Source organism: Pseudomonas tehranensis (assembly GCF_014268615.1).
GTDB classification, from domain to species: domain Bacteria; phylum Pseudomonadota; class Gammaproteobacteria; order Pseudomonadales; family Pseudomonadaceae; genus Aquipseudomonas; species Aquipseudomonas tehranensis.
Genome location: NZ_JABWQV010000026.1, coordinates 1 through 22,480, shown reverse-complemented (window position 1 = coordinate 22,480; position 22,480 = coordinate 1). Strand labels below are relative to the sequence as shown.

Annotated in this window: 11 protein-coding genes and 4 tRNA genes; 2 read left to right on the top strand and 13 right to left on the bottom strand. The window is 59.4% G+C overall.

Going from position 1 to position 22,480, the window contains the following annotated elements; all coding sequences use genetic code 11:
- Positions 1-516: 516 nt before the first annotated feature.
- From HU811_RS07605 to HU811_RS07585, 5 genes are all read right to left on the bottom strand, one after another.
- The gene (locus HU811_RS07605) at positions 517-1,131 is read right to left on the bottom strand and encodes a GAD-like domain-containing protein (protein WP_186655026.1); all 615 of its coding nucleotides are present in this window, start codon (positions 1,129-1,131) and stop codon (positions 517-519) included.
- A complete protein-coding gene (locus tag HU811_RS07600) occupies positions 1,128-10,430 on the bottom strand; it encodes a two-partner secretion domain-containing protein (RefSeq protein WP_186655025.1) in 9,303 nt (3,100 codons plus the stop codon). The genes HU811_RS07605 and HU811_RS07600 overlap by 4 nt, the downstream gene beginning before the upstream one ends.
- Positions 10,431-10,475: 45 nt before the next feature.
- Positions 10,476-10,994 (bottom strand): toxin-activating lysine-acyltransferase, encoded by a 519-nt coding sequence (locus tag HU811_RS07595; protein WP_186655023.1) that lies wholly within the window; start codon positions 10,992-10,994, stop codon positions 10,476-10,478.
- 9 nt (positions 10,995-11,003) lie between these two features.
- The gene (locus HU811_RS07590; RefSeq protein WP_186655021.1) at positions 11,004-12,698 is read right to left on the bottom strand and encodes a ShlB/FhaC/HecB family hemolysin secretion/activation protein; all 1,695 of its coding nucleotides are present in this window, start codon (positions 12,696-12,698) and stop codon (positions 11,004-11,006) included.
- A 331-nt stretch (positions 12,699-13,029) separates the two neighbouring features.
- Positions 13,030-13,106: transfer RNA gene (locus HU811_RS07585), tRNA-Arg, on the bottom strand.
- A gap of 527 nt (positions 13,107-13,633) precedes the next feature.
- On the opposite strand from HU811_RS07585, the gene HU811_RS07580 reads away from it, so the two are divergent.
- The gene (locus HU811_RS07580) at positions 13,634-13,960 is read left to right on the top strand and encodes an Arc family DNA-binding protein (RefSeq protein ID WP_010226671.1); all 327 of its coding nucleotides are present in this window, start codon (positions 13,634-13,636) and stop codon (positions 13,958-13,960) included.
- A gap of 121 nt (positions 13,961-14,081) precedes the next feature.
- Here the strand turns inward: HU811_RS07580 and mgtE are convergent, their stop codons facing one another.
- Positions 14,082-15,524: a magnesium transporter gene (mgtE, locus tag HU811_RS07575; RefSeq protein WP_092392955.1), complete on the bottom strand. Its 1,443-nt coding sequence runs from the start codon at positions 15,522-15,524 to the stop codon at positions 14,082-14,084.
- Positions 15,525-15,846: 322 nt separating this feature from the next.
- Between mgtE and HU811_RS07570 the strand changes: the two genes are divergently transcribed.
- On the top strand, positions 15,847-16,350 hold the full coding sequence (locus tag HU811_RS07570) for a cell envelope protein SmpA (protein ID WP_186655018.1): 504 nt from the start codon (positions 15,847-15,849) through the stop codon (positions 16,348-16,350).
- Between the two features lie 40 nt (positions 16,351-16,390).
- Here the strand turns inward: HU811_RS07570 and HU811_RS07565 are convergent.
- The 7 genes from HU811_RS07565 to ltaE all read right to left on the bottom strand — a co-directional run bounded on the left by HU811_RS07565 (position 16,391) and on the right by ltaE (position 22,355).
- Positions 16,391-16,467: transfer RNA gene (locus HU811_RS07565), tRNA-Arg, on the bottom strand.
- 72 nt (positions 16,468-16,539) lie between these two features.
- Positions 16,540-16,616: transfer RNA gene (locus tag HU811_RS07560), tRNA-Arg, on the bottom strand.
- A gap of 108 nt (positions 16,617-16,724) precedes the next feature.
- A tRNA-Ser gene (locus HU811_RS07555) sits at positions 16,725-16,815 on the bottom strand.
- Positions 16,816-16,877: 62 nt separating this feature from the next.
- Positions 16,878-17,066, bottom strand: a complete 189-nt coding sequence (gene csrA, locus HU811_RS07550) for a carbon storage regulator CsrA (RefSeq protein WP_003178872.1) — start codon at positions 17,064-17,066, stop codon at positions 16,878-16,880.
- 182 nt (positions 17,067-17,248) lie between these two features.
- Positions 17,249-18,490, bottom strand: coding sequence for an aspartate kinase (locus HU811_RS07545; RefSeq protein ID WP_092392961.1), 1,242 nt, complete (start codon positions 18,488-18,490; stop codon positions 17,249-17,251).
- A gap of 89 nt (positions 18,491-18,579) precedes the next feature.
- A complete protein-coding gene (gene alaS, locus HU811_RS07540; RefSeq protein ID WP_186655016.1) occupies positions 18,580-21,204 on the bottom strand; it encodes an alanine--tRNA ligase in 2,625 nt (874 codons plus the stop codon).
- A 146-nt stretch (positions 21,205-21,350) separates the two neighbouring features.
- Positions 21,351-22,355 (bottom strand): low-specificity L-threonine aldolase, encoded by a 1,005-nt coding sequence (ltaE, locus tag HU811_RS07535; RefSeq protein WP_186655013.1) that lies wholly within the window; start codon positions 22,353-22,355, stop codon positions 21,351-21,353.
- Positions 22,356-22,480: the final 125 nt, after the last annotated feature.

Here is a 22,480-nt window from a genome sequence, read left to right as displayed (position 1 = left end):
ATACACGCTTATAAAGAAAGTCAAAAAAGTCGACAGCATAATGAAGGCTCTCCCGAAGAAAAGGGGACAGATTTATTTAAGACACAGCGCAATTAAATAAATCTGTCCCCTTTTCCCTCCTTGAGCCACTCCCAGCCTAGTCGGATCAACTCGCCTTCTCCAACTTTAACTCTTGGCAAGAGATACAGAGACTTTTCCATATCTCCAGAGGCAAGAACGCGCTCAGCCCTATCAACCAACTCCTCCGAGGACGGAAAGCAACTAAATATACGCCGAATCTCCTCAGAGCTGCTGTGCGCTTTTAACAATCCCAAAAAGTGGGATTTATCGAAAACCGCCCTGTCTTCACAGAAGTCACACCACTCCGACAACAAAGACCTCATGCCTCGCTCCTGTAAGAAAAGGGGGCAGGCCTATTAAGAAACGACCAAATACCCCCTCCCCGCCCATAAATTCAGCAAATTAAATGCCTCTAGACTTTGCGTCAGAAAATATTCCTCCCGTTCATTTACACACTCAAGAACGCATCTGTCGCAGGATCGTTAAATGAACCTCTAAATTACATTTAACCAAATGATCTAGCGAAGCAGTTCCCCCAAAAAACAATGCCGGCTCAAAACCATAAAGTTCACTCTCATCAAGTGCACCCAACTTCTCGAGCGCCCGTTCAAATAGAAACTCACCTTGATTATCCTCCAGATCATAACGCTCCTTATCAGACATAGCGAAAAATGTCTGAAGGGCTAGATCCGGATCTTTATTAGGCGTTTTCAGCTTACTCATCAACGCGACGATAGATCCCGTCGGACACGAAACAACAATTTTCTGATTGTATGTCTCCCCCCAAGCATAGAGAGTCCCAAACGCGCTCCTCGCAATAACGTGGTAATTATCTATCAGTGGAAATTCAGTACCCGCGAGCCACATATCGAGCAGATGTTTATAATCATCCGGATTTACTGTCCAGAAAAGGCCATTGGCATATCCACACCAACCCTCCCCCTGCCAATAGTCAAGCAACACGTCAGGCAGCACCTCACGATATTTCGCAATTTGGGAATCAGGCACCTCTCGACGAGATGTGGCCTCCCCCATCACGCTGATGAAATGTTGGAAATCTTCATCCCTCATCTTGCTTGTGCTCCTCTGAGTAGCTCTAGCCGGACATTCAATTTAGCGCTGCCAGCACCGGTGGAAATGGCCGAATCTACGGCTTGATCAACAGATGATAAACGACTTGACCAGCTAGCACCTATTGATGAGTTCACATTGGTGTCCCCCATCCTAACCGGTGCCGGTGTTGTCCAACCGCCCGCAACCATGTCAGGCTCGTGCAAGGCTGCAAGACTAGACTTAATTTCCTTCGCGCGATCTTTTGCCAACTGCGTTGCCGTAGAGCGATCGACACCTTTATTTATTAAACCTTGCCGAATACTTTCAGACACTTCCCTCTCGAACTCGCGACCTAGACTTCGCTGCATTGAATCAGCTGCTGGATTTCGGCCTTGCTGAATGTAAGCATCCCTTGCAATTTTAAACTCATCAGCTGTCATGCTATTAATCGCATCCTGCTGAGCTTGCAGCTGCTTGTTGTACTCCTTCAAAAATATTCTCTGCTGATCGGGTGACATTTCTTTGTAACGAGGATTATCGTAGGGGTTAAAACCGTCTAGCTTCAGTTCATCAAGACGATCGACGACCTTAGTTGTTTGAGCCCCTTTAACACCCGAACTATAGTCCATGGTGTTTTCAACAACCTTCCCATTAGCGGTCGTCGTGCCAGGGCCATATCCCCCCTCAAGCTTCCCGCTATACGCCCCCTCCACACTGGTCCAGTTCATCGGCTTACCAGCCGACGCTTCAGCTTTGGCAATTTTGGCCATATCGGCCATCTTTTCAAGCCCTTCGGCCCCCACCTTGATCCCGGCTTTCGCCAGGGTCACGCCGCCCTTGGCCGCCGTCCCCACGCCCGTGACGATGGTGCCGACTTGCCAGACCAGTTCGCCAATATCCTGGCCCAGTTGCACGGCACGTTCATCGCCGCCGTGTTCCAGGGCATCTTGGATGCGCTCGATTTTGGCGTTGGCGTCATTGACCAGGGCGTCGCCGAGTTTCTGGCGGGCCTCGGGGTCGTCGATCAATGCTTTGATACCTTTGATCCCTTCAACCGGATTAAGGAGGAATTGCGCCAACCCTTCAACGTCGCTCCAACCCGCCTGCGCCAGGCCCTTGCCGATGCCGAATCGGGTCAGGACTTCTTGTTTTTGGTAGATGTACGCCCACTTGGCAACCACTTTAGCTTTGCCCCCCAGGTCAGCCTCGGCGTATTCCTTCTCCGCCTGAACCAATTGCTGAGTCGCCAGCCAGTTGTTGTCCACCGCTGCGCCCGCTGCGGTGTTGGCGGTGGTGGCGTCCACTGAAGCGCTGTTGGCCGCCAGCCCAGTGACGATGCTGACAATCAGGTTACGCTTGGCTTCGCGCTGGGCTTCGCTTTCATCGGGGCTGGCTTCGGAGAACAGGCCGGTGAGCAGGCTCGACGCCGCCGCGCCTGCTGCACCGCTGCCGCAGCTCTGGCTGCTGGCGGCGGCACCTGCGCAGGCGACGATGCCGTGCAGGGCGGCGTGCAGTGGCGAGCCTTCAGTGAGTTTGCCGTCTGCGACGAGATCGCCGATGTAGCCGGCGCCCCGCTGTTGCACGTAATTGACTACCAATCCCTGAACGAAGGCGCCGTTGCTGCCGCTGATGTTGCCGCTGGCCGCGCCCACCAGCGCGGTGGTGATCTGCCGGTAGGTACCGCCCGCGCCCCAGTTGTCGGCGATGTCTCGGGCTTGCGCCTTCAACTGCCGGGAGCTGTTGAGCAGCGCCAAGCGTTCGGTGTCGGTCAGTGGGGCCTTGGGATCCAGCGCCTTGGTCTCGGCCTCCTCGGCCTGTTGGCGCTTGCGGTCGACTTCCTTGGCCTTGTTGGCGAGCAAGGTGCTGGCTTCATTGGCGAACGCCCCTACGATCTCGAAACCAGCACGGATTTCGTCTTCGTCGAAAATCGGCTTGAGCGCGTTGCTGGTGTCACGGTCGCTGGACACGTCGCGGTTGAGGCTGGCGACGGTTTGTTCGCCATTCTGGCCGGTGCGTTTCTGTTGCTCGGCGTCGTTGCTGATGACAATCGTGCCACCACTGATGCCGCTGCGGGTGACGCTGCTGGCGTCATCGCTGGCGCTGATGGCGATCGGCATCGTGGCGCCGAATTCATTTTCATTCTTCGGCAGGTCGGTGCCTGGGGTTTGCTGAGCGCCGGTCTGGGCGTTGCCCTGCTGGTCCTTGCCGACTTCCCGATAACCGCCGCCGACGCTGACAGTGCTGGCGTCGTACTCGGCTTTGTTCCTGATGTCGCGGCTGGTGAGGCTGGCGGTGACCAGGCGATTTTTGCCGTCCTGCACGGCCTTGTCGCTGCTGGCGATGACGCCGCCGACCAGGTCGGTGTTGCCACCGACACGAATATCGAAACCATCGTCCCCGGCCTTGATGCCCGATTGCTCGGTGACGCTGGCGTAGTTGGAGTCGATATCCGTGGCGCCGAAGCTGCCGCTGGCGCCACTGATCGTACTCAGGCCATAGCAGAACGGCGGAATGCACAGGCTGATGCCAACGCCCAGGCTCTGTTCATCGACCTCGTAGGTGTTGGTGTCTTGCAGGCTTTCGATGTTCAGGTCGCCGCCGATATCGGCCAACACCTGTTTGCCGCTGGCCACCGCGCCTTTGAGATGGGTGTCGCCGCCGGATGACAACAGCAACTGGTTGCCCGCCTCGACGTGGGTGTTGGTGTGGGTGAGTCCATCGCCGTCCGCCTGGCCACGGCTGCCGGACGCGCCCAGGTCCAGCGTGAAGCCGTTACGAGCGCCAATGGAGAAGCCGATACCGATGCTGGCGCTGGTGCCTTTGCTGTCGGTGTCCTGTTTGTCCGTGTTGCGCGCCGCAAGCAGATTGATGTCACCGTCTGCCAGCAGGCTGGCGTTGCGTCCGGCCTTGATATCGCTGCCTTGTATGGTGATGTCACTGGCGGCGCCGGCTCCCGTGGCCCGCAGGCGGATGTCATTACCGGCGAGCATGGTCGAACTGGCGGCGCTGTCGCTGACATAGGTGGTCGTGCTTTCGTTCTTCTTGGTGCCCAGCGACAGGCTGATGTTGATACCACCCGCCGCGCCGGGATCCATCGCCACGGCGGTGGCGGCGTTGTGGGTTGCCAGCACGGCGGTGGCAGCGGCCAGCGCTTTCATGCGCCCGTCGTCGGTTTTTTCCGACGCCTGTTTCATCTGCTGGTTGGTCTGGATGGCGCTGATCACCGGGTTGGTCACGGTCAGGGTGAACCCGGTCTGTTTGAACAGCGTTTCACGTTCGCGCTGACTGGTGTTGCGCGCTTCGACGATGTTGAGGGTCTGCGCCGTGACGTCGATGTTGCCTTGCGGGGCCGATACCTGGCTGCCGACCTGACGATAGCCCTTGCCGGCTTCGATCAGTACATCGCCAGTGGTCGAACCGACGGTGCTCGCCACCGCCGTGTGTTGCGTGGTGAGGTCTTTGACGCTTTGTTGCTGGCTGCCCATGGTGACGGCGATGCCACCGCCGCTGAACAGACCGCTTTTCTTCACCGACTTGTCGTGGCGTTCGTTGCTGCTGTCGGTGGCCGCTTCAATGTTGACGTTGTTGTCCGCCACCAGAACGGTCTGGCTGGTGGACACTACATTGCTGCCCTTCAGATTGATGTCGCGACCGGCCTGTACATAGGTCTGCTCGCCACTCAGGGTGGAGCCTTCGGCCTGGGTCTGACTGACAGTGTCGCGGGTCGTGGTGGTTTTGCTGGAGAGCCACCCGCTGCTGCCTTTGACCTTGTGCGCTTCGTCGGCAAATTGGTAGTTCTGGCCAGTGCTCAGGTTGACGTCACGCTTGGCCTCGGCAAACACCGCGCCTTGCTCGCTGGTCACGCGAGCAGCCCGCGCGTTGAGGTCCTGGCCCGCGCTCAGACGCACGTCGCCCTGCCCCTGTATCAGCGAACCCGCTTCGGTCCGGCTTTCGTCCTTGCGCCAGTTGCTGCTGTCCCAAGTCAACGACTGCTGGTGGGCCTCGCCAACGGTGGCAAGATTGATATTATTACCCGCCTCCAGCGATGTGCTGCCGCCCTTGCCGGCGTTGACGACCTGGGCGCCGGTGAGGTTCAGGTCCTTGCCGGCACTGACGCCCATCGTGCCCTGGGCGCCGCTGACAAACAGCCCGGCCACCCGTGACAGGTTGGTGCGGGTGCCTTGATCACTGCTGCTGTCTCGAGTGCTGGAGACGACGTTGATGTCTTGCCCGGCCTTGAGCGACAGGCTGTCCACGGCACCGATCAGGCCGCCTAGGTTGTTGAGGTTTTCCCGTGCAGTGAGCGAGGCCTTGTCGGCCTGGATCCGGCCACCGAGGTTTTCGATGTTCTGCGCCGTGATCGCCATGACGCTGCGCCCGGCCAGGCTGCCGCTGTTGATCAGGTCGCCGGCGATGTTCAGGTTCAGTTGTTGCCCGGCAATCAGAGCGCCGGAGCCATTGAGGTCGCCTTCCTGAACCCGTACGTACACTTGCGGCACCAGCACGTTGCGGGTTTCACCGTTAGCTAGGGTGACCTGCTTTTGCACCAGCCAGACGATGTCGCTGGTCAACTGCGCCATCTGCTCGGAGGTCAGGGCCACACCGGGGACCAATTGCCACTGGCTGGCGACGGTGACGGCGTTGTCGATCAGCGCCCGGTACTGCATTTCGTCATTGGCGTAGCCATCGAGGAAGCGGCGACCGGTGAGTTGCGCGATCTGTTCACGAATCAGCTTCTGCTCGTAGAACCCGTCCCCCAAACGTTGCTGGGTCAGTGCCGGGTCGACTTGCAGGCGTTGCAGCATGTAGTCCGAAGACAACCAGGTGCGATAGCTGGCGAAACGCGGGTCGGTTTCGATCAGGTAGCCGTTGCTGTTCTGAGGCGTGGTGTTGAACAGGCTGTTGTTCGGCAGTTCAAGGGACGGCCCACCGCTGCGAATCTGCTCGGCGACGCCTTTGGTGTTCAGTGTGGTTTGCGCGGCGACCTGAACGATGGGCGCCACTTGATGGGTTCTGCCGACCGGGGCGCTGACTGCCCCCGTGCCAGTGATTTGATCACTGACACTCTGAGTCGCGCGGGCGCTGATCTGGGTGCCGCTTCCGTTGCCGGCGGTATTCTGGGCAAACACGGTGGGCTGCAGGGAGATGTCCTGAATCAAAGGTGCTGGCGTGTAGGCCGTGACGGTGGTTCCCTGCCTGTCGCGGCCCTTGCGCTGCATGCGAAAGAAGTGGCTGGCGGTGCCGCTGTCGGAAGTGGTGCGCTGGCCGGACAATTCGGTGTTGGTCAGGCTGACGATGTCGGCCTGCAACAGTCCACCGGCAATGATCCGGCTCTTGTCGTTGAGCACATCACCTGCGCTGATCTGCATCGTCCCGCCAGACAGGATCTGTGCCGGCGCCGAGGTGGCGATCTGGGTTTCGCGCACCACGCGGGTGTAGTCGTAGCGGTTCCAGTTGTCCCGCCGACCCTCCGGGGTGTTCAGGTAAAGAACCTCGTCGTGGCTCAAGGAGATCTGATCGCCCTGATAGCGGTTCGACGAACCGGTGAGCTGGAACTCTTGCAGGGCGGTGCGGCTGACCTCCACCTCCTGGGTACTGAAGTGTTCGTTGGTGTTGCGCACACTCTGCACGTTCAGCGACAGGTCGCCGAGGGCCTCGATGGTCGCACTGGCGTTGGTCAGCAACTGAGCGCGATTCTGGGCTTTGTCGTCGGCGTCCAGCGCACCGCCGATGGCCAGGTTGCCGGCGCTGAAGATCAGCGCCTGTTCGCGGTTGTCCAGGGTGCCAGCGCCGATGTCGAGCGACTCGCGGGCGGCGATGGTCGCGGCGAGTCCGTTCTCATCGCGGTTGCTCAGTGCCGAGGTGGCGATCGCCAATCGATCACCGTACAGACGCCCGGTGCCCAGGTTGTTGAGCGACAGCGCTTGCACACGCACTTGCTGTCCGTCGATCAGGCCACGGTTGGTCAGGCTGTCGTTGACGATCAGGCGAACCTGACCGGCGCTGATCTCCCCGCTGGCGGCGTTGTCCAGCGTCTGCGAGCGCACCAGCAGGAGATTGCCTGCCAACAGTTTTCCGCTGTTGTTGAAAGCACCCTCGGTGCTCAGGTCGAGCTTGTTATTGGCCTGGATCTGTCCACTCAGGTCCAAGCCACTTTGCAGGCTGAACGTCAGGTCCCCCAGGCTCAGGGCACGACCGGAACCGCTGTAATAGGCCGCGTTGAGGGATAACAGACTGCCAGCAAGCAAGGTACCGTCGAGGTTGTGCACCGACTGGCGACGCTGCGCCGGGTCGCGGTCAGTGATGGTCAGGCCGGCCCCCGCAGAAATCAGGCCGCTCTGGTTATCCAGCGCTTGGCTGACGCCTATGGACAATCCTTGGTCGGCGCGCACGGCACCGGTCTGGTTGCCGAAGGTGTTGAGCGCCAGGCTCATGGCTCGGCCTTCAAGACCCTGGTTGGCACCTTGGGTGGCGCTGTTGTCGAGCACGCCAGCAGTCACGCCCAGCGTTCCGGCACTGCGCACCAGTCCCCCCTGGTTGGTGAGCGTCTCACCCAGCACTAACTGGACATCGCCGAGGCCTTGCAATTGACCGCCGCGGTTATCCACCCGGGCGCCTTCGACTTCTACGCTCTTCTCACCAATGACCTGGCCGCCGCTGCCGTTGGTAAGGTCGGTGGCCTTGAGCACCAGCGCGCCTTTGGCGCCGAGGAAGCCGGCGCTGTTGTTGAAATGGGCGCTGTGGATTTCCACCGCACCCTGGCCGCTGATGCCTTGGGTGGTGCCGGACTGAAGGTTGTTCAGCGCCTGGCTGCCGGTGTCGATGAACAGCTTGCCCTTGGCCTGGATCAGGCCCGCCGCGTTGCGCAGTTCACCGCTGCGCAGGTCAAGGGTCGCACCGGCATTCAACGTGCCTTGGCTGTTGTCCATCAGCAGGCCGTTGCTGTCCAGGTCCAAGGCCTGGCCACTGATCACCCCGCCCTGGTTATTCAGGCCCTGGGCCGACAGCTCGATATCGCCCAGCGCTTCAAGGCGCCCGCCGCTGTTATTCAACGCATCAGCCGAGACACTGACCAGCAAGCCGGACTTCACCGAACCCAGCACGCCGTTGGTGTTGTTCAACTGCCCGGCGATGATCTCCATGCGCTGGGCAGCAGCGAGCGTGCCGCCGATATTGTTCAACTGGTCGAACTCGGCGTGCAGTTCACCGCCGGCACTCACCGTGCCTTGGGTGTTATCCAGCTCCTCGCCGCTGACCTTTGTCGTACCGCCGGCGGCCAGCGTCCCACCGCCGTTGTTGATCTCGTTGTCAGCCGTGACGGTCAAGGCACCCTTATTGCTGGCGAGGACTTTGCCGCCCTGGTTGTTCAACGTGCCGACCTTCAGGACCATCGCTGCGGCAGCGCTGACTTGCCCGGTCTGATTGTCGAAACGTTCACGGGCAGTGACCTGTAAGGGCTGCGTGCCGGTCTGGATAATGCGTCCGCGTTGGTTGGACAAGGTCGTGGTGTCGAGGGTGATCTGTTGGCCTTGGGTCAGGCCATCATCGACCACCGCCTCGCGGGCCTTGACGCTCAGCGTGCCATTACTCGCTAAAGTGCCTTTGCTGCCGGCCAACTGGTCGGCCTGGATGTCCAGGATGCCTTTGCCGGCGTGCTCGACCTTGCCGTTACTGTTGTCGAGCCGATTGGCACCAAGCTTCAGGTTCCCGGCATTGGAGGCGATCCGCCCACGGCTGTTGTCGAGCGTGGCAGTGGCTTTGATCGACGAGTCGGCGGTGCCGGTCTGCACCAGCTCACCGCCGACATTGGAAACATCGCGAGCGCTCAATTGCAGATTGCCGGCGTTGACCTTGGCCGCATCGGTGCGCAGGGTCTTGGTCGCTTTGGCGGTCAGCACCTGGCTCGCATCGACTTGACTGCCGCTGAGGTTGGCGTCACCGCCGCTGGCGGTCAGGGTGACGTTGCGACCTCGGGTCTGGCTGCTGCTCAGGTCCAGATCAGCAGCCTCGACGCTCACATCGCCAGCGGCGAGGTTCTGGCCTTGCGCCTTGACCGTGGAAGCCTTGAGCGTGAGGTTGCCACTGCTGCCCAGCTTGCCGTCCGCCCCGACGCCCGCCGCCAGGCTCGAGGCCGTGGTGCTGCGAATGGTCTTGGCGGTCAGCGTCGTGTGGGTCTGGCTGGCAACGGTGCCGCTGTTGTCGATGTCACCGACGCTATCGAGGCCCAAGTCGCCCTTGGCGTAGAGCGTGCCGCTGTTTTCAACACTGCCGGCAGTGATTTGGGTCGCCGCTGCGCTGCTGATCGCGCCCTGGTTCTGCAACTTTCCGTCGGCGCTGATCACCACCTCGCCAGCCATGGCGCCGATCTGCCCGGCGTTGCGCACACCGACACCGGATTCGGTGCCCACCAGCATGATCTTCCCGGCATACATGCCGCCGAGCTTGGCAACGTCGATGGCAACGGTGGGTTTGTCTTCCTCGGTGCCTGGCAGCGGCGTGGCCTGGGTGTTGTCGGCATTGACCTGATTACGTCCGGCGGTGACCTTCAAGTCGTTGGCCCACACCCCGGCGTTGACCTGCACCGAGCGAGCAATCAGGTCCGTGTAGTCGGTCTCGCGGGCATCCAGGCCTTTGCCTTCGATATTGATGGTGCCGCCCTGCACGGTGTAACCGGTGATGCGACCGTTCTCCAACTGCGCCCGACCGGTGCTGAGGGTGGCCCGGTCGGCGTTGATAAAGCCGCAACCGTTGCAGGTGATACCGGACGGGTTGGCGATCACCACTTCGGCGCGTTGGCCGGCGACTTCGACGTAGCCACGTAACTGACTGGGATTGCTGGCGTTGACCTCGTTGAGGATCACCCGTGCACCACCATTGCCCAACATGGGATTGCCTTCAATCCAGCCGCCCAGCTTCGTCTGACTGTTGGCTGCAGCGTTGTTGAGGATCACGCCACGGTTGTCGACGTCGAACTGCTTGTAGGTGTTACGCGAAACACCGGCGGCGCTGGGCGCGCGGATGTTCACCTGCGGGGTGCCGTTGGCGCTTTCGATCACCATCGGGCGTTGACCGGCCGGAGCACCGGGGTCGGCGACGATGGTGCCGGCCCAGGCCGGCGCTACGCTCAAGGACACCAGCCCGATCGCTGCCATCAGTGCAAAGCGCAATGCCCCGAGCGTCGCCGTGCAAACCGGCGCACCGGCGATCGGGCCGGAACGGGTGCCCGGTGCCTTGACCTGGCTCGTGACATTTTCCGCCACCACCATCAGCAGTCCGCGGGCCTTGTTGAAAACGATTCGGTACAAATGTCTGTTCATTGCAATTCCATTTGCGGTGACTGTCCGCAAGTCCAGAGGTTGGGGTTACGGTGCAGTTGCCAGCGGATGAGCGGCAAACCAGGCCTTGGCCTGTTCAGGGATGACGCCGATCCCTTGGAATGTCTTGACCCGCAGGCCGCGCTCGTCGCCGCGGTGATAGAGGGCACGGGCACAGCGATTGGTGAACAGGTGGCGCTGCAGCAACCGGCTCACTACCGCCGTGTGGCCAAAAGGCGCAACCCAGTCGTTGAGCCAGAGGCGCTCGCCACAGTTCCAGTCGGTGTCAGTCAGGGCCAGCGGCGATTGCTGCAAATAACGTCGCTCGGCGGCTTCGTCGAAGTTGAGCCAGGACAGGTAGAACACGGGTTTACCGTGCTCACTGCCAAGCACGAACTGACGATGCTTGAGAGCGGGCAACAACAGCGTCGGCAGGCTGTGCAGTGGTGCATCGCGATGGGCTTTGGAGTGCATCCACAGCCACGTGGCGGAGCCCAACACGGCGGCTTCATTCCAGGGTTCGTCGATCAGGCCGGGGGCAATAATGTCTAGCGTTTCGAACTGCATGAAATCACCTCAGAATGACCAGATAACACTGAAGGCACTGGTCACGTTTGCCGTTTCGAAACCATCGGGTTTCTTCAGCGGCGTGCCCAGCGACCAGTCATAAGACAGGCCTTTGTAGCCGCCACGTATGCCCACCACGGCACCCGCCAGACGCTGGCCGATCAGGAATTCACTGGCCTGGCCGCTGACTTCGCCATAATCGATACCGGTGTAGAGCTCTTGGCCGGTCTGGCCCAAAGACAGGCCGACTTCATTGCGCAAGGTCCAGCCACGGTCGGCGGAAAGAATGTTTTCACCATCGAAACCGCGCACGCTGTAGCGCCCCCCGATCGAGAAACGGTCCTGGGGCACCAGGGGTGTACGATTCCACTGCGCACGCCAGCCGCCGATGTAGCGCAGACGCTGGTTGCCCACCACGAACGGCACCTGTAATTGCGCGTCGGCGGTGATGATCTGCGAGCGTGAAGTGCCGGCATCAAAATCTTCCTCGGGCGCTTTGAGCGAGTCATGAGCACCGGTGCCGCGACGATAGGCGGCGCCCAAATCGAGGATCGAAGCACCGATGAACTCGCGATGGTTCAGGCCGAACTGCCAACCGGCCATGCGTCGTTTCTGGTTGCCGATTTCGGTGTCGTCGATGAAGTTCTCCGAGGAACGCGTCCACAGGCTGCCCCAGGCCGAGGTCTTGCGAACGGCATCGCGGTAAAGCAGACGTGACAGGCGCACCTCGTTGTTGCGACTCTCGCCACGGTACTGATAGGTCTGGTTGGCGCCGGCGACAGACTGTTCGTAATCGTATTCACTGCTGGTAAACCCCAGCTGCCAATAACCGAACGGCAGCGAGTAATGCAGGGTGCTGCCATCGGAGCCGCGCTGACCGGACTCGCCACCGCCCAGGTCATGGTTGACGCTGGCGTAGAACAGGTCGTTGAGCGACAGCAGATTGTCGAGGGACAACGAGACGTTGCCTTGGTATTTACCGGTGGTCTTGCTGCCGGAGTTGTCCACCGACAAGCTCACGCGAGCCGGAAACCGTTGACTCCAAGCGATCACTACGTCGCTTTCACCGGGCTTGGCGTCGGCAGCGCGGGCAGGCGCAATCTGGATGTCGGCCTCGGCGGTGGGTACGCGTTTGAAGTTCTCCAGCGCCTGTTCGATATCGCGCAGGTTGAGCAGATCACCGGGATTGGCGGGCATCGCATTCCAGGCATTGGCGCGGGAGCTGGTGCCTTCGTCGAAACGAATCTCGCGAATGCGCCCCGGCACCAGGGTCAGTACCAGAATCCCACTGTTCAGATCCTGGGCTTCAGCAAGCACGCGAGTCGTGACGTAACCGGCTTCGATGATCGCATTCTGCATGCGTTTCATCGTCAGGTTGATCCCGGCGCCGCCCAGACAACGGCCTATGGCGGGGTCATGCTTGGGGTTGGCGGCGCGCAGCACCCACTGAAATTGCTCCGACGCCTCACCGATCAGGCGGATATCGTTGATGGCAAAACAAGGGCTTTCCTTGTCCGGCAACCGTTCGGCACCCTCGGTCACCGGCGCCGCCTGAAGGCGTACGTCCGGCCGAGACTCCAATTGGTCACGCAGAACGCGCTCGCGCTCACGCTGGCGCAGCAACTCCTCTTCAGGCCCGGCCGCCTGTGCAACGCCTCCAGCCGTCACCGTCCACGCGGCTACTAAAAGAAGCGCGAAGCGCATGGCGTTCTGTGGAAATGAACGGGTCCCGTCGACAAGAAGGCGAGCGCTGCTCGGTTTACGCGTTCGGCTGGGTGCGGCTGGGTGCATGTCACATCCTTGTGGCCTGAATCAAAGACACGGTGGGTCAGGCCGCCAGGGATGGCAGTGGCACCGACTCAGATAAATAAAGAGGTACGTGTCCGCTCGTAGCGAAGGAAAAGTCCTACAACGTACCGAGACGGTCAGATAGCAAAGGGGGGGATAAGTTTCACGCGCCCGAATGAGTCGATACAGATTCGTAGAAAAATGGGGACTCAGTCACAGCTTTGAGGAAATGGAATTGATTGGAAGGTGGTGTCCCAGGGCAGGTTCGAACTGCCAACCTTCCCCTTAGGAGGGGGATGCTCTATCCAATTGAGCTACTGAGACACAAGTCGACCACGAGAAACGCGGTGCGTTGGACGGCGTGCATGTTAACGGTCAGCCTGGCGTTTGTCATGTCGTCCATGGCTTTTTAAGTGTAGGCAGATGTACCGCTCGCCAAGCCCTCCCCTCGAAAATCCCGGACCGGACTGCCGCTTATCTGGCCCACCCTGCTCATTCTAGTAAATCGGCAAATTGCCACTATCCTGTACAATACAAGGACAGCACACGCCTCTGCCCCCTTCTGCGCTTATCCGCCGGACGGTATGGCACATAGACACGATGCAGTGGTCACAAGATGCGAACCTGGGAGTTTTTCAAACCAGTCCGCATTTTTGACGAAGGGTACTGGCATAACGCCTTTACGCGGATCAATATTTGTCACAGAATTGGCGCCAATGATCTGGCAATTTTGAGGCATGATGCGGGCCTCTTAACAATTCAGGTTGAACATTTGGCTAAGGGGCTTGTCCTATCGACATCCTGCGGCCAATCCCGAGAACCGCTCCCCTGAACTAACCGGTTAAATAAATATGCGCCCAATGAAACAGGCAATTTATTCCAGCCGTACGGCTGACAAGTTCGTCGTACGTCTGCCAGACGGAATGCGGGAACGCATTGCCGAGGTGGCTCGCAATCATCACCGCAGCATGAACTCCGAAATCATCGCGCGCCTTGAGCAAAGCCTTATTCAGGAAGGTGCGTTGGGTGAAGAGCTGAGCATGCGGCTGGACAGCCCAGAGCTGTCACTGCACGAACGCGAGCTGCTTCAACGCTTCCGACAACTCTCTCATCGCCAGCAAAACGCCCTCGTTTCGCTGATTGCCCATGACGCAGAAATGGCCGCAGACGCGTCCTGATCGCACCCAAAATGTTAAAGCCAGCCTTGTGCTGGCTTTTTTTTGCCCGGAATTTGGTGACTGAGATTTCTGACGCCCACGAAAAAGCCCGCCAAATTGGCGGGCTTTATTGATGCGCGAATCAGAGCAGGAAAATCGTTGCCAACCCCAGGAAAATGAAGAACCCGCCACTGTCGGTCATGGCGGTAATCATCACGCTGGCCCCCATGGCGGGGTCACGCCCCAATCGAGCCAGGGTCATGGGAATCAATACCCCCATCAAGGCCGCCAACAACAAGTTGAGCGTCATTGCGGCGGTCATCACCACGCCCAGCGACCAACTGCCATACAGCAGATAGGCCACCACACCAATCACACCGCCCCACACCAGACCGTTGATCAAGCCCACGGCCAGTTCCTTGCGCATCAGTCGCGACGTATTGCCGGTACTGACCTGGTCCAACGCCATGGCGCGGACGATCATGGTAATGGTCTGGTTGCCGGAGTTGCCGCCAATCCCCGCAACGATAGGCATCAACGCCGCTAGGGCCACCAGTTTTTCGATGGAGCCTTCGAACAGACCGATGACCCGGGACGCGATAAAAGCCGTGATCAAATTGACCGCCAACCAGGCCCAACGGTTACGCAGGGACTTCCAGACCGAGGCGAAGATGTCTTCCTCTTCGCGTAGACCGGCCATGTTGAGAACTTCGCTTTCGCTCTCCTCACGAATCAGGTCGACCATTTCGTCGATGGTCAGACGGCCGATCAACTTGCCGTTCTTGTCGACAACGGGTGCAGAAATCAAATCGTAACGTTCGAACGCCTGGGCCGCATCGTAGGCATCTTCATCTGGATGGAAACTCACCGGATCGCTGGCCATGACCTCGGCCACCTGCTTTTCCGGATCATTGACGAGCAATCGCTTGATAGGCAGCACGCCCTTAAGCACGCCGTCGTAATCGACTACAAAGAGCTTGTCGGTATGTCCCGGCAGCTCCTTGAGGCGGCGCAGATAACGCAATACCACTTCAAGACTGACATCCTCACGGATGGTCACCATCTCGAAGTCCATCAGCGCACCGACTTGCTCCTCGTCATAGGACAACGCCGAACGCACGCGCTCGCGCTGTTGGCCGTCGAGGGTTTCCATCAGTTCGTGGATAACGTCCCGTGGCAATTCGGGCGCAAGGTCGGCGAGTTCGTCGGCGTCCATTTCCTTGGCCGCCGCCAGCAGTTCGTGATCATCCATGTCAGCGATCAGGGTTTCACGAACCGAGTCGGACACTTCAAGCAGGATGTCACCGTCACGATCCGCCTGGACCAACTGCCAGACCGTCAGACGCTCTTCCAGCGGCAAGGCTTCAAGGATGTAGGCGACGTCGGCGGAGTGCAGGTCATCGAGTTTGCGTTGCAGCTCGACGAGATTCTGCCGGTGGACCAGGTTCTCGACCAGGTCGTGATGCGGGCCTTCCTGGCGATGCGTCAGGTCTTCGACCACCCGCTGGCGATGCAGCAGCTCAACGACTTGAGCAAGGCGATCCTGAAGGCTTTCCTGCGTTTTCTTTACTTCTATTTCGGTCATAGGCGAACTCCACTCCCAGCAGTGGAGCACGCCGGAAGGATCAATCAGTCAGTTCATGATTGGTGAAACGGGATATTGAGTAACTACTGGGTAAGTCCATGGGATATTCCACAAGCCCCGGCGGGGCTGACGGGCGCAATCATACACCGCTTGACGCTTTAAAACGTTAAAAAATCATGGCAAGAACAAGCGCTTGCGAGACATACCTGAACGCAGATTGAACCTCTATGCCTACGACGACTTATCCTGAAAAGAAAACACACGCCCTGGTAAAAATGTAGCGACTACCCTTCTGTTCTTCACCGTCAAGGAGGACGTCAGGATGCCCGTCAGTCGTTACCTGTTTTTACTCGCTGCCCTGCCCTGCCTGCCCTTGGGGGCTGCCGGGCAAAGCGTGCATCGCTGCGAAAGTACCGCTGGGCACGTAACCTTCACCACCCTGAGTTGCCGACCAGGAGAAACCTTGTCACTTCAGCAGGTCCATCCGACCAGCCCAGGGACGATCCAACCGCTGACAGAAACCCTGCTGCCCGAAGCGGAGGTTCGGCAAACATCTGGCAACAAAACCAGCCGCAAGGAACCGACTGTTGTCGGTCAGCTTGAAGACAACTGCACGAATCTGCTCAACCCTAGGCAACGCCGCGAAGCGATCATAAACAGGCGAATCGTGAGCGGCATGAGCCAGCAGGACGTAGAAAGCGCTCTGGGCAGACCCGACTCGGTCAAAATCAGGAACTCCAGCACCCGATATACCTACAAAGCGAAAAAAGGTCGCAGCGCAGAGATCGTGTTCGATGAGAAGGGGTGTGTAAAAGGCAAATCGTAGACAGCAAAAAGCCCGCGTTAAACGCGGGCCTTTTGGTGTTTGGTGCACTCGACAGGATTCGAACCTGTGACCGCTCGGTTCGTAGCCGAGTACTCTATCCAGCTGAGCTACGAGTGCAGATTGTGGTTTTATACCAGATCACAACTGGTTGAAGCCAAGTTATTTGCATCACTGCAAACAACTCTTAAATGGTGCACTCGACAGGATTCGAACCTGTGACCGCTCGGTTCGTAGCCGAGTACTCTATCCAGCTGAGCTACGAGTGCATTTGTTGCCGCGCATTATAGGTCGCCGAATCTTTTTGTAAAGCGCTTTTTTTCAGTAATTACAACAACTTACCGATAAAGCCAGATTACGTCGCACTAAATAAATAATGGCGGAGAACGGGGGATTCGAACCCCCGACACCCTTTTGAGGTGTACTCCCTTAGCAGGGGAGCGCCTTCGGCCACTCGGCCAGCTCTCCGCAACACGGGGCGTATATTAACCACCTTCATCCCCGTTTGCAAACATAAAAAACGATAAAAATTAATGGCTTGGTTCGTCGTCCTTCTCTTTCTTGATACGCAGGTAAATTTCCTCTCGGTGCACCGCGACCTCTTTCGGGGCGTTGACGCCAATACGCACTTGATTTCCTTTGACGCCGAGCACGGTCACGGTGATTTCGCCATCGCCAATAATCAGGCTCTCTGCGCACCGACGAGTCAGAATCAGCATACCTTTCTCCTCACGCAATTCAGTTCAGGGACAACAGTCTGCAAAAAAAAGGCGTAGGCCCTACAACCGAAACGGTCGCAGCCTACAAGCCTAGTATTGACCAGCGCGAGCAAAAGAACAGTTTTGGAGCGCGCCTTTCAGAAAAACAAAGGGCGCGGTAAACCGCGCCCCAAGACAACGCCTTACTCGCCCTGTCGGGCAGCAGCGTCGAGTTCGAAAGCCGTGTGCAGGGCGCGCACGGCCAGCTCCAGGTACTTCTCTTCGATGACCACGGAAACCTTGATTTCCGAAGTAGAGATCATCTGGATGTTGATGCTTTCCTTGGCCAGGGATTCGAACATACGGCTGGCCACGCCTGCGTGAGAACGCATGCCAACACCGACGATCGAGACCTTGGCGATCTTGGTATCACCCACCACTTCTCGGGCACCAATCTCGTCAGCAGTCTTTTTCAGCACAGCTTCCGCGGCCTGGTAGTCGTTGCGGTGCACGGTGAAGGTGAAGTCGGTGGTGTTATCGTGCGCGACGTTCTGCACGATCATGTCGACTTCGATGTTCGCGGCACTGATCGGGCCGAGAATCTTGAACGCCACGCCGGGGGTGTCTGGCACGCCACGGATGGTCAGCTTGGCTTCATCGCGGTTGAAAGCGATGCCGGAAATGATCGGCTGTTCCATGGATTCCTCTTCATCAATAGTAATGAGGGTGCCCGGACCCTCTTTGAAGCTGTGCAGAACGCGCAGCGGAACGTTGTACTTGCCGGCGAATTCGACGGCCCGGATCTGCAACACCTTGGAACCGAGACTGGCCATTTCCAGCATCTCTTCGAAGGTGATCTTGTCCAGACGCTGAGCCACAGGCACCACCCGTGGGTCGGTGGTGTAGACACCATCCACATCGGTGTAGATCTGGCATTCGTCAGCCTTGAGTGCCGCCGCCAGCGCCACGCCCGTGGTATCGGAGCCGCCACGGCCAAGGGTGGTGATATTGCCGTGCTCGTCCACACCCTGGAAACCGGCGACCACCACCACGCGACCGGCCTTCAGGTCACCGCGAATTTTCTGATCGTCGATCTGCAGAATACGCGCTTTATTGTGCGCACTGTCCGTCAGGATACGAACCTGATTGCCGGTATAGGACACTGCCGGCACACCCCGCTTGATCAGCGCCATCGCCAGCAAGGCAATGGTCACCTGCTCGCCGGTGGAAACGATCACGTCCAGTTCACGCGGAACCGGTTGCTGCTCGCCGCTGATTTGCTTGGCCAGATCGATCAGACGGTTGGTCTCGCCGCTCATTGCCGACAACACAACCACCAGGTCATCGCCCGCTTCACGGAATTTCTTAACCTTGTCGGCGACTTGTTCGATTCTCTCGACAGTGCCGACCGAGGTGCCTCCAAATTTCTGTACGATCAAAGCCATTTCAAAGCCGCCTCTGCCCATGAAGGGCGCCCAATAATCACTCAACAGCAGCCGGGCCCGCGACTAGACCACGCGCCCGGAACGCTGCCTTAAATACCCTGCTCTACAAATGCAACGGTCTGGGCCAGTGCCGCATCCAGGGCGCTGGCGTCGGTGCCGCCGCCTTGCGCCATGTCCGGACGACCACCGCCCTTGCCGCCCACTGCCGCAGCGGCCTGCTTCATCAAATCACCGGCTTTGAGTTGGCCAGTCAGGTCTTTGGTCACGCCTGCGACGAGAACGACCTTTTCCTCATGGACACTGCCGAGCAGGATCACTGCGCGGCCGAGTTTGTTTTTCAGTTGATCGACCAGCGCCAGCAGTGCTTTGCCATCCTGACCGTCAAGACGCACGGCCAGCACTTTCACGCCTTTGACGTCCACGGCCTGGGCCGACAGATCGTCGCCCGCGGCGCTGGCAGCCTTGGCCTGCAACTGCTCGAGTTGCTTTTCCAGCAGACGGTTGCGCTCCAGCACAGCCGAGAGCTTGTCGATCAGGTTGTCACGGCTGCCCTTGATCAGGCTCGCCGCTTCCTTGAGTTGTTCTTCGGCGGCGTTGAGGTACGCCAGGGCCGCCGCGCCGGTGACCGCTTCGATGCGACGCACGCCGGCAGCCACGCCACCTTCGCTGATGATTTTCAACAGACCGATATCGCCGGTCCGGTTGGCGTGGATACCACCGCACAGCTCCACGGAGAAATCGCCGCCCATGCTCAGCACGCGCACACTGTCGCCGTACTTCTCGCCGAACAGCGCCATGGCACCCTTGCGCTTGGCGGTCTCGATGTCGGTTTCTTCGGTTTCAACCGGCGAGTTCTTGCGGATCTCGGCGTTAACGATGTCTTCCAGCGCCTTGAGCTGCTCAGGCTTGATGGCTTCGAAATGGCTGAAGTCAAAGCGCAAGCGCTGACTGTCGACCAAAGAGCCCTTCTGCTGAACATGCTCACCCAGTACCTGACGCAACGCGGCGTGCAGCAAGTGCGTAGCCGAGTGGTTCAGCGAGGTGGCGTGACGAACCTCAGCATCGACATGAGCGGCGACCGGAGCGGCAATCATCAGGCTGCCCGACACCAATACGCCGTGGTGCAGGAATGCGCCACCGGTCTTGGTGGTGTCACGCACATCGAAACGCGAGTTGCCGGCCTGCAGGTAACCGCTGTCACCGATCTGCCCGCCGGATTCGGCGTAGAACGGCGTCTGGTCCAGTACGATCACCCCTTCCTGGCCTTCGCTCAGGATGTCGACCGACTGCCCGTCCTTATAGATAGCCACGATCTTGGCCGAACCGGTAGTGGCGGCGTAGCCGGTGAATTCGGTGGCCACGTCTACCTTGACCAGGCTGTTGTAATCCATGCCGAAGGAGCTGGCGGAACGCGCACGCACTCGCTGGGCTTCCATCTCGCGCTCGAACCCTTCCTCGTCGAGGGTCAGGTTGCGTTCGCGGGCGATGTCGCCCGTCAGGTCCATCGGGAAACCGTAGGTGTCGTACAGCTTGAACACGACATCGCCCGGTACCACGTTGCCCTTGAGCTCGGCCAGATCCTGCTCGAGGATCTTCAAACCCTGCTCCAGGGTCTTGGCGAACTGCTCTTCTTCACCCTTGAGCACACGCTCGATGTGCGCCTGCTGGGATTTGAGTTCCGGGAAGGCCTCGCCCATTTCGGCCACCAGGGCCGCAACGATCTGATAGAAGAAACTGCCCTTGGCGCCCAGCTTGTTGCCGTGACGGCAGGCGCGACGAATGATCCGGCGCAGCACATAGCCGCGGCCCTCGTTGGACGGCAACACGCCATCGGCAATCAGGAAGCCGCAGGACCGGATATGGTCGGCGACCACTTTGAGCGAAGCCTGATTGTCGTTGCTGCAACCGATGGCCTTGGCCGAAGCGCTTAGCAGGCTCTGGAACAGGTCGATTTCGTAGTTGGAGTGAACGTGCTGCAGCACCGCACTGATCCGCTCCAGGCCCATGCCGGTGTCGACCGACGGCGCTGGCAACGGATGCAACACACCATCGGCGGTGCGGTTGAACTGCATGAAGACGTTGTTCCAGATCTCGATATAGCGGTCGCCATCTTCTTCTGGCGAGCCGGGTGGGCCGCCCCAGATGTCGGCGCCGTGATCGTAGAAAATCTCGGTGCAAGGACCGCACGGGCCGGTGTCGCCCATGGTCCAGAAGTTATCGGAGGCGTAAGGCGCGCCTTTGTTGTCGCCGATACGCACCATGCGCTCGGCCGGGACACCGACCTCTTTGGTCCAGATGTCATATGCCTCGTCATCGGTGGCGTAGACCGTTACCCAGAGCTTCTCCTTGGGCAGGTTCAGCCACTTGTCGGAGGTCAGGAAGGTCCAGGCGAAGGTGATGGCGTCACGCTTGAAATAATCACCGAAACTGAAGTTACCCAGCATTTCGAAGAAAGTGTGGTGACGAGCGGTATAGCCGACGTTTTCCAGGTCGTTGTGCTTGCCGCCGGCGCGCACGCATTTCTGGCTGCTGACGGCACGGGTGTAGGCACGTTTTTCCTGGCCCAGGAAGCAGTCCTTGAACTGGTTCATCCCCGCGTTGGTGAACAGCAGGGTCGGGTCGTTGCCCGGAATCAAAGAGCTGGAGGCTACTCGGGTGTGGCCTTGCTCTTCGAAGAAGCGAAGGAAGGCTTCACGGATTTCTGCGCTTTTCATTAGGTTCTTCCACGGAGGCTGCGGCCAAAGGCCTGTGCAAAACGTCAACAGACGAAGCAACGGCAAAGGGCCGCATTATATCGGCCCTTCGCCTGGGGTACAGCGTGTTTATGCGATAGAAACGGTCAATTGGACCGCTTGACGGGTCAGTTACGGGAAAAGTCGACGAAAGCGCAGATCACTTCGTCGATTTGCGCGGCGCTGACATCCATGTGAGTCACCATTCGCAGCCTTGGCGCGGCACTGAGCGTGATGCCACGCTCAGCGGCAAACGCCTTGATGGCCTCGGCCCGCTCGCCCATTTGCACGTAGACCATGTTGGTCTGCACCGGCTCGACCTCGTAACCCGCCCCACGCAAGCCCTCGGCAAGCCGCTGGGCATTGGCATGGTCATCGGCCAGACGCTGGACCTGATGATCCAGGGCATACAGCCCCGCCGCCGCCAGGATCCCGGCCTGGCGCATACCGCCGCCGACCATCTTGCGCAGCCGGCGCGCCTTGCCGATCAGTTCGACGCTGCCGCAGAGGACCGAGCCAATCGGAGCGCCAAGGCCTTTGGACAGGCACACCGACACCGAATCGAAATGCTGGGTGATCTCCCGGGCATCGACATTCAACTTGACCGCGGCGTTGTACAGCCGCGCGCCGTCCAGGTGCAGGGCTAAGCCATGCGCCTGGGTAAAGCGCCGGGCCCGGGCCAGGTACTCCAGCGGCAGGACCTTGCCCTGCATGGTGTTTTCCAGCGCCAGCAGGCGAGTACGGGCAAAGTGGAAGTCATCAGGTTTGATGGCGGCCGCCACTTGCTCCAGGTCCAGAGAGCCGTCCGCTTGCAGCTCAAGGGGTTGCGGCTGGATTGAACCGAGCACCGCCGCGCCGCCGCCTTCGTATTTATAGGTGTGGGCCTGCTGGCCAACGATGTATTCGTCACCACGCTCACAATGGGCCATCAACCCCAGCAAATTACTCATGGTGCCCGACGGCACGAACAGCGCCGCAGCAAAGCCCAGGCGCCCGGCCAGCTCAGCTTCGAGGCGATTGACAGTCGGGTCTTCGCCATACACATCGTCGCCGGTAGGCGCGCTGGCCATCGCCTCCAGCATGGCGGCGGAGGGCTGGGTGACCGTGTCGCTGCGAAGATCGATAACACTCATGAATCTGGCCTCGGGTTCAGGTGAAGGGGAATCCTTTTCGAAGGGCAATTACTGCGGGCTTGGCGGTGAATAATCAAGTCTGATTGAAGGAATTTCCGTGGCGAGGGAGCTTGCTCCCGCTGGAC

What these genes read in the sequence shown, in the direction of transcription:
- HU811_RS07595 (WP_186655023.1), bottom strand. Translation starts at nt 10,994, where the DNA reads ATGCAGTTCGAAACGCTAGACATTATTGCCCCCGGCCTGATCGACGAA.
- HU811_RS07570 (WP_186655018.1), top strand. Translation starts at nt 15,847, where the DNA reads ATGCCCGTCAGTCGTTACCTGTTTTTACTCGCTGCCCTGCCCTGCCTG.
- alaS (WP_186655016.1), bottom strand. Translation starts at nt 21,204, where the DNA reads ATGAAAAGCGCAGAAATCCGTGAAGCCTTCCTTCGCTTCTTCGAAGAG.
- csrA (WP_003178872.1), bottom strand. Translation starts at nt 17,066, where the DNA reads ATGCTGATTCTGACTCGTCGGTGCGCAGAGAGCCTGATTATTGGCGAT.
- ltaE (WP_186655013.1), bottom strand. Translation starts at nt 22,355, where the DNA reads ATGAGTGTTATCGATCTTCGCAGCGACACGGTCACCCAGCCCTCCGCC.
- HU811_RS07590 (WP_186655021.1), bottom strand. Translation starts at nt 12,698, where the DNA reads ATGCGCTTCGCGCTTCTTTTAGTAGCCGCGTGGACGGTGACGGCTGGA.
- mgtE (WP_092392955.1), bottom strand. Translation starts at nt 15,524, where the DNA reads ATGACCGAAATAGAAGTAAAGAAAACGCAGGAAAGCCTTCAGGATCGC.
- HU811_RS07545 (WP_092392961.1), bottom strand. Translation starts at nt 18,490, where the DNA reads ATGGCTTTGATCGTACAGAAATTTGGAGGCACCTCGGTCGGCACTGTC.
- HU811_RS07605 (WP_186655026.1), bottom strand. Translation starts at nt 1,131, where the DNA reads ATGAGGGATGAAGATTTCCAACATTTCATCAGCGTGATGGGGGAGGCC.
- HU811_RS07580 (WP_010226671.1), top strand. Translation starts at nt 13,634, where the DNA reads ATGCGCCCAATGAAACAGGCAATTTATTCCAGCCGTACGGCTGACAAG.
- HU811_RS07600 (WP_186655025.1), bottom strand. Translation starts at nt 10,430, where the DNA reads ATGAACAGACATTTGTACCGAATCGTTTTCAACAAGGCCCGCGGACTG.